Raw genomic sequence first — 6,858 nt, forward strand, 5'->3', positions numbered from 1 at the left:
GTCGAACCCCTTCGAACGTCGGTCGGCACATGAACACAAACCGAGCGCTGAGTACTGATCCTAAACCCTTACCGACGCCCGGGCCGAGCGGGTCCTACGATCTGTCGTATTCGACGCCTGACACACCACATCGGCGGTGCTCAAACCCTTTTCCTCGTCGACGCGCCGGGTGTTCCGGACACCCCCGGCAGCGTCTGCGACCGACGGTCTCGCGGCCCCGTTGAAGCCTACGCTCGACGCCGCGGCGCCGGTGCTAGGTTGGGCGGGTGCAGAGCAGGGGTAACGGGGTCACGGATGTACGTGTTCGTCGTGTCCGGGGTCGCCGGCCCGTCTGGGCAGCGGCGGTACTCGGCGTGGTCGTCGTCGCCGTAGCGGCGTGCTCGAGTGACGAGCAGCTGACCACTCCCGACGGCTCGCCCATCTCGACCACCGTCACGCGTGTCGCGGAGGTCAACATCGTCTCCCCCGAGCGCGACTTCTCCAAGACGTGTCTCGCGCCCACGGCCGCGGAATCCGGCACCACCGATGCTACGAGGATCGTCGTGACCGACCCGACGTTGCTCGACGCACTGTGTGCTCTCGGAATGGGCGACAAGGTGGCGGCGGTGACCGCGGCTCCCGGTTCGGTGCCCGCATACCTCGGGCCGCAATTGACGTCCGTACCGGCGATCGGGACCACCCCCGACGCCGCCGCGGTCTCCGAGGCCGACGCCGACCTCGTCCTCACCACGCCCGAGACGGCCGCGTCGTCGAAGACCTTCCGCGGTGTCCGCTCGGTGACCATCCCGGTCGGCGACTGGCAGGAACAGTTCCAGGCGGTGGCCGACGCGGTCGACCGCAGCGAGGCCGGCCGTCAGCGTCTGGCCGAGTTCACCACCGAGGCCGCCAAGACCGGCAGGCGCATGGATGCCTCGCACACCCAGGTGTCGCTGGTCCGGTTCGGCGAGGACTCGGAGACCATCGCCGGCATGGACACCTTCGCCGGCCAGATCCTCGGCGAGATCGGCGTGCAGCGCCCCGCTCCGCAACGGGTCCCCGACTCCTTCCCCGTCACGTCGGAGAACTTCCGCGAGGCCGAAGGCGACCTCATCTATGTGAGCTTCGAGGGCGAGGAGGGTCAGCAGCACGGCGAAGAGGTTCTGCTCAGCGACGAGTGGCTGGGACTGGGTGCCTCGATGTGGAAGCGCGTCCTCGCCGTCGACGACGCGGTCTGGTACGACTCCTCCGGCCTCGCCGCCGCCTGGCTGGTCCTCAACGACGTCAAGGGTTCGCTCGACGGGAACTCCTGAGTCACCCCCGCGTCCACCGTTTGGATCAGGCCAGGTCAAACCCTCGCCCCGGACGTTCTGACGTATCACTGTTTGCGCATGACTGTCACCGATCAGTACCTGGCCAACAACGCCGAATACGCCAAAACCTTCAACGGCCCCCTCCCGCTGCCGCCGAGCAAGCACATCGCCATCGTCGCGTGCATGGACGCCCGCCTCGACGTCTACCGCGCCCTCGGCATCAACGAGGGCGAGGCCCACGTGATCCGCAACGCCGGCGGCGTCGTCACCGCCGACGAGATCCGCTCTCTCGCGATCAGCCAGCGCCTTCTCGGAACCACCGAGATCGTCCTGATCCACCACACCGACTGCGGCATGCTCACCTTCACCGACGACGACTTCAAGCGCGACATCCAGGCCGAGATCGGCCAGAAGCCGGAGTGGGCCGCTGAGGCGTTCAGCGACATCGACGAGGACGTGCGCCAGTCGCTCAACCGCATCAAGAACAGCCCGTACATCACCAAGACCAGCTCGCTGCGCGGATTCGTCTTCGACGTCGCGACCGGCCTCCTCCGCGAGGTCTCCTGACCTCTCTGATCTGCAGACAGCACTGACCGGGTACGCCCACTACTGCGTACCCGGTCAGTCGCTTCTCGCCAGTCGCTTCTCGTCAGTCCCCGGAGTCGTCCGAGCGCTTCACCGCGTCGGGTGCGTTCTCCCGGGTCGCCATACCGCCCTCACGTCCGTGGTCCTTGGGGCCGGGAGGGTCCTTGCGAACCTCGGCAGTGCCCTCGTCATGTTCGGCCTGCTGGTCCTTCGACTGTCCCATCGGTGCCTCCTCGCACTCGTGATGCCGCTGTGCCTGCGAATCGATCTTCTCCCTTACCCGCGGCGAACGACGGGGAAACGGCCGTGTCGGGGGCCATCGTTAGACTGGCGGGCGATCCTCGATGCCATCAGAATCGCAGCTCAGTGGGCAGACTCCCCCGGACTCCGCCCCGACGCCTCGTTCCCTCGCACCGCTTCACGCCCTGTGGCGACCCGGTGTGGGTATGGCCGTGTGGGTCGACGGCGAGCCGGCCGACCTGCCGGAGCCGCTCCGTGACGCCCTGTCCGGCCGTCGGTTCCGCAGCGAGATCCCGATCGTCGGCGAGGGCAACCGACGGCAGTTCGTCCGGGCTGCAACGCTCGGCCTGACCTCTGCGGTGTCCCTGCTCGACGCCTCGCGGTCGGTGACGGTCAGCGGTGACGTCCGGTGGTACCGGTATCTGCTCGACGGCGTGCGTTCCTTCGTCGCCGCCGGCTCAGTGGCGCCGTCGGCCGAGCAGGTTGCGGGCGAATGGTTGCTCCGCTGGGTCGTCATCCCGACGCCGACATGGCGCAGCTGGCATGCCGTCGTCCTGGGGAGCGCTCCAGATGCCCTGCTGCACAACGGTTCCCACGCCGCATTGGACGACTTCCTCGCCGAGCTCGTCGACCACGAATGCCGCACCACGATCGCCCGCTCCGTCCCCCGGCTCGGCGAGCCGCGTCCGGCATCGCCGGTGGTCCGCGCGCTGCTGCCCGGCACCGACGCCGGCCCACCCTGTGCCCCCGAGCGACTCGCGGCCGCCGTGGGGAGCTGGTCCCGGTGGAATGCCGGGGTGCCGCGGGACGACCAGTCCCTCATCTTCCGTCTCCACGAACCCGAATACGACGACCTGGCCGATTCCCACTGGGACGACGCGTGGGCCGACGACTCCTTCGAACTGCCGACGCGCGACGACGTCGCCGATGCTTCCCGGTGGCGACTCGAGGTCTGCCGACGCAGCATCGACGGTCAGATCGAGCCGGTGGCACCCCACCGTCTCGACGCTCACGAACTCGACGAGCTGACCACCGCGCTGGCCACCGCGGTACGCGAGTTCCCCGAACTCGACCGGGCCGACCCGGATCGCGGTTCCCTCGACTTCCTACTCCCCACCGACGTCGCCGCCGAGCTCTTCGCCACCGGCGCCGCCGCCCTCGGTGCCGCCGGTATCCCGGTGCTGCTCCCCCGCACCATCGCCGAGGTCCGACCAAGCCTCGCCCTGCGCGCGCTGCCCCCACCCGGTGGCGGCGCACCGGCGGCAATGGTCGGTCTCCGCGAGATCCGTGAGTTCGAATGGCGCCTCGCTCTGGGTGATACGCCCGACGCCATCACCCTGACCGACGCCGACCTCGACGAGTTGTCCGGGCAGAAGGGCGATCTCGTCCGGGTACGCGGCGTGTGGGTTCGCGCCGAGGGATCGGCGCTGACACGCGCCGCCGCATTCGTGGCAACCCAGCGGGCGCTCGCCGCATCCCAACCGCCCGCCGACTTCGGCGAACTGTTCGGTCTGGTCACCGGCGAGGCCGACAAGCTCCCGGTCCCCGTCACCCGCGTCGAAGGACTCTCGTGGCTCGACGACGTCGCCGAAGGCGGCGCCATCCGACCCGAACCCGTCACTCCCCCAGCCGATCTGGAGGCCGTACTGCGCCCCTATCAACAGCGGGGTCTGGACTGGCTGGCACATCTGTCGAACCTGGGCGTCGGAGGCGTTCTCGCCGACGACATGGGTCTGGGCAAGACGCTGCAGGTGATCGCACTCGAGTGCCACGAGCGAAATGTGGTCGACCACGACGCCGACACCCCCGGCCCCACCCTGGTGGTCTGCCCGATGTCGTTGGTGGGCAACTGGTCTCGTGAGTTCGCGCGTTTTGCGCCAACGCTGCGGCTGGCGATCCACCACGGCCCGTCGCGGGCATCGGGAGCCGCTTTCACCGCGATCCGGAACTCCGTCGACGTGGTGATCACGACCTTTGCGATCGCCGGCCGCGATCTCGAACTGCTCTCCAAGCAGCCCTGGCACCGCGTCGTCGTCGACGAGGCCCAACACCTCAAGAACGTCAATACGATTGCCTCCAAGGCGATCCGGAACATCCCCGCCGGTCGACGCCTCGCGCTGACCGGCACCCCGGTGGAGAACCGCCTCGAGGACCTGCGCGCGGTGATCGACCTGGTGAACCCCGGTCTGCTCGGGTCGGCGTCGGTGTTCCGTGCCCGATATGCCGAACCCATCGAACGCGACCGCGACCCCGGTGCCCTCCGGCGCCTGTCGGCGATCACCCGGCCATTCATCCTGCGTCGCGAGAAGACCGACCCCGCCATCGCCGCCGATCTGCCGGAGAAGGCGGATTTCGCGGTACGCGCCAACCTCACCGTCGAGCAGGCCGCCCTCTACCGTGCGGTCATCGACGAACTCATGGCTGCGCTGCGCGACAAGCAGCAACGCACCCTGCGCCGTCGAAACGTGCTGGCCGCCCTCACCCGGCTCAAGCAGGTGTGCAATCACCCGGCGCACTACCTCGCCGATGGCACCGATCTCATCCGTGACGGCGAACATCGTTCGGGCAAGGTCGAATTGCTGGCCGACATCGTCTCCACCGTCGCCGACGAGGGTGACCGCGCACTCGTCTTCACCCAGTTCGCGGCGTTCGGCGAGATGCTGTCGGGCTGGCTCGCCGAACAGTTCGGCACCGAGATCCCGTTGCTCCACGGCGGACTCGGCCGCACCGAACGCGATCGCATGGTCGCCGGCTTCCAGTCCGACGACGGCCCCCCGGTGATGCTGGCGACCCTCAAGGCGGGCGGTACCGGCCTCAATCTCACCGCGGCCAACCACGTCATCCACGTGGACCGGTGGTGGAATCCCGCCGTCGAGGACCAGGCCACCGACCGTGCCTACCGCATCGGCCAGAACCAGAAGGTGTCCGTGCACCGGTTCGTCTGCGTCGGCACCATCGAGGAACGGATCAACGACATGATCGCCAAGAAGCGCGAACTGTCGCGGCTCACCGTTGCCGCCGGCGAGAACTGGGTCTCCGACCTCGCCGACGACGAACTCTTCGAACTGTTCCGACTCCGCGAGGAGGCGGTGAGCGAATGACCGTCCGCAAGAAGGGCACCCAGCGCAAGGGCGAACGCGGCACCATCGCCGTCCGCGGATACGGCCTCACGCCGTGGTCGCGGGCGTTCGTCGACGTGGTCGAGGGTCGCGGCGCCGACGGCGAGGCGGTCGCCGACAGCCGGCACGTCACCAAGGCGCGCAGGTACTTCCGCGACCGGCATGTGCGCGGACTCCGGATCGGTGCGGGTCAGGTGACGGCGTCGGTCGAGGGCACCCAACTCGAACCGTTCGACGTCATCATCACCACCCGCACCGTCGACACCCCGACGCTGGCCGGCTTGCTCCGCGACCGCGGCGGCGTCGAGGAACTCATGCGGCTCACACGCGGAGAGCAGCCGCCGATCCTCGGTGAGCTGCTCGTGCCCACCGAATCCGCAGACGTCGCGACCGACTGCACCTGCCCAGACGAGGCCCCGCGGTGCGTCCATGCCCTTGTCACCAGCTACGAGATCGCCGCCGAGATCGACCGGTCGCCGCTGACGCTGCTGACGGTGATGGGTACCGATCTGCGTGACCTGCTCGCCGAGATCGACTCGCGGCCCGCGCAATCGCCCGTCACCGAGGCCGACGCGTCGTCGGGGCCGCTGCGGCCCGACGACTTCTACGGCACCACCTCAACGCTGCCGCCGCTTCCGACGGTTCCGCGGATGAATCCGCTCACCGCGCTCGACGGTTCGGATCTCCGTGCCGCGCTGCGCGCCACGGGTGTCGCGCCGGCCGACATCGCCGAGGCCATCGACGAACTCGGCGATCTCTACGATCGCCTGACCGCCGGCGATTTGTAGAAGTAGTGCGCGCGATGTGCGCACTACTTCTACGAAAACAGCTTCGGCGCCGCAATTTTCAGTTTCCCGCTGGAATGTTCGGTGCAGAGCGCACTGCCTCAGCGACAGGTTCTACAACAGTGTGCCGAGACACCTGAATGATCCAAGAGAGCCCCGACGCCGTACTCAACTTCAGTCGGCCGTAGAGCATCACAGGCAGTTGCCTATTGTTATTGAACCGGCGATCAGGGGTGCCGTTGAGGTTGACGTACCTCCAAGTCGTGTCGACTTGGAGGGCGTCGCTGGGCGGCGAAGAGTTCTCAACGAAGCGCTTCTGTCCGTGAACAACAAGTAGGTCGCCGTAGTGAATATGACTGAATCGCTTTGTATCCCGGACCAATACCCGATCCGGAAGGAAATAGAGCCCGGATTCTCCTGCTTCAATCGAGGGCACTTCGATATTCGTCTTCAGCCTCTTCGGACCGACAAAGTTGACATTGGCAGGGACGGAACTGACGAGCGTCGATGCACCCGAATCATGCTCGACCTGGTGGACTCCGATTACATCGCCGGTCTCAGTAATCCTCCATAGATTTCTGCGATTCGGAAAGCAAACGTATTTTCGTGATGAGGGTAATTAATGCACGCGAACCGAAAACGACAGTGCCGCACACTCTAGCCAACGCCCACGACAGGTCGTTGGTCAGCACTCGCGTGAGACCGCAGGGCCGTTTACCCAGGTGTCAATCGCCGTGGCGGGACGGGTTTTGCAAGATCCTCGTCGGCCGAAGTCGACGAACTCGGCGATCTCTACGACCGCCTGACCGCCTCAGATTTATAGCCCGGAACCGCGCTGAG

Annotated in this window: 5 protein-coding genes; 4 read left to right on the plus strand and 1 reads right to left on the minus strand. The window is 67.2% G+C overall.

From position 1 onward, the window contains the following. Window positions 1-353 precede the first annotated feature (353 nt). Both M1L58_RS21590 and M1L58_RS21595 read left to right on the plus strand, forming a co-directional pair. Entirely contained in the window at window positions 354-1,289 is a 936-nt protein-coding gene (locus tag M1L58_RS21590; protein ID WP_374112778.1) for an ABC transporter substrate-binding protein, read from the plus strand. 78 nt (window positions 1,290-1,367) lie between these two features. Continuing rightward, on the plus strand, window positions 1,368-1,856 hold the full coding sequence (locus tag M1L58_RS21595; RefSeq protein WP_248660418.1) for a beta-class carbonic anhydrase: 489 nt from the start codon (window positions 1,368-1,370) through the stop codon (window positions 1,854-1,856). An 82-nt stretch (window positions 1,857-1,938) separates the two neighbouring features. On the opposite strand, the gene M1L58_RS21600 is transcribed toward M1L58_RS21595, so the two are convergent. Continuing rightward, on the minus strand, window positions 1,939-2,097 hold the full coding sequence (locus M1L58_RS21600) for a hypothetical protein (RefSeq protein ID WP_006865654.1): 159 nt from the start codon (window positions 2,095-2,097) through the stop codon (window positions 1,939-1,941). Between the two features lie 121 nt (window positions 2,098-2,218). On the opposite strand from M1L58_RS21600, the gene M1L58_RS21605 reads away from it, so the two are divergent. After that, on the plus strand, window positions 2,219-5,215 hold the full coding sequence (locus tag M1L58_RS21605; protein ID WP_248660419.1) for a DEAD/DEAH box helicase: 2,997 nt from the start codon (window positions 2,219-2,221) through the stop codon (window positions 5,213-5,215). Further along, window positions 5,212-6,021 (plus strand): SWIM zinc finger family protein, encoded by an 810-nt coding sequence (locus M1L58_RS21610; protein ID WP_248660420.1) that lies wholly within the window; start codon window positions 5,212-5,214, stop codon window positions 6,019-6,021. The genes M1L58_RS21605 and M1L58_RS21610 overlap by 4 nt, the downstream gene beginning before the upstream one ends. Window positions 6,022-6,858 lie beyond the last annotated feature (837 nt).

The sequence above is a fragment of the Gordonia sp. C13 genome (assembly GCF_023218005.1).
Classification (GTDB): domain Bacteria; phylum Actinomycetota; class Actinomycetes; order Mycobacteriales; family Mycobacteriaceae; genus Gordonia; species Gordonia namibiensis.

What these genes read in the sequence shown, in the direction of transcription:
- M1L58_RS21595 (WP_248660418.1), top strand. Translation starts at nt 1,368, where the DNA reads ATGACTGTCACCGATCAGTACCTGGCCAACAACGCCGAATACGCCAAA.
- M1L58_RS21600 (WP_006865654.1), bottom strand. Translation starts at nt 2,097, where the DNA reads ATGGGACAGTCGAAGGACCAGCAGGCCGAACATGACGAGGGCACTGCC.
- M1L58_RS21605 (WP_248660419.1), top strand. Translation starts at nt 2,219, where the DNA reads ATGCCATCAGAATCGCAGCTCAGTGGGCAGACTCCCCCGGACTCCGCC.
- M1L58_RS21610 (WP_248660420.1), top strand. Translation starts at nt 5,212, where the DNA reads ATGACCGTCCGCAAGAAGGGCACCCAGCGCAAGGGCGAACGCGGCACC.